1 pseudogene is annotated in these 761 nt (G+C 75.0%); it reads right to left on the bottom strand.

The features are described from left to right. Positions 1-111: 111 nt before the first annotated feature. Positions 112-761, bottom strand: a pseudogene (locus LzC2_RS21595) (hypothetical protein); the annotation flags it as partial.

Raw genomic sequence — 761 nt, 5'->3', positions numbered from 1 at the left:
GGATTGGGAGATCGGTAGTCTGCCCGCTCCCCCCAGTGGGGCGTCAACCTTGCGGCTCGAATCCAGATGGATCGATCAACCGCCGTTTTCGATCGCCGAACTCCACCGCGACTACCGCCGCGACGGCCCGGGGCGGCGGGCGTCCGCGTGGGGGAGTCCGTGGGCGATGCCCGTCGGTTCCCCCAGCGTGCGAGCCAGGGCGGCGAAGCGGCGTCGCGTCTCCGGGGAGGCGGCGGGCACGCCGGGGTGCAGCAACTTCGTGACCGACAGCAGCCGGGCGGCGTCGTCGGTCCGACCGGCGGCGTGCAGGCCGGCGATCCGCCGCGCCCGGGCGGCCAGCCAGTTCGCGGACCCGTCCGGCTCCGCCGCTTCCGCCTTGCGCCACGCCTCCAGCGACGCGGCCGCCAGTTGGGGCGATCGGCTTCGAGCGACCGCTTCCGCTGCGAGTTCGGCGACCTCGGCGTCGTGCCCGGCGGCGAGCACGATCAACAGGTCGTTCGCCGCGGCGGTCGGCTCGCCGCGATCCAGCAGCGCCGAGGCCCGCCGCACCCGCGCCGTCCGTCGCTCGGTTTCGCTCAGCGAGAGCTTGAGTAAACGCTCCGCCAACGCCGACCGGGCCGCTGCGAACTGCAACGTCCCGCGTCCCGGCGCCCGCTCCCACCCGGCCGAGACCGGCAGCAACAGGGCCGCGTCGTCCGGCAGGCGCGCCGCGAGCGTCGCCGCCTGATCGAATTCGCCCCGCAACGCCGCCGTCACCGCGC

Origin of the sequence: Alienimonas chondri (genome assembly GCF_013036045.1) — a bacterium.
GTDB classification, from domain to species: Bacteria; Planctomycetota; Planctomycetia; order Planctomycetales; family Planctomycetaceae; genus Alienimonas; species Alienimonas chondri.
The sequence above is the reverse complement of the archived record's forward strand: the minus strand, read 5'-3'. Positions and strand labels throughout refer to the sequence as shown.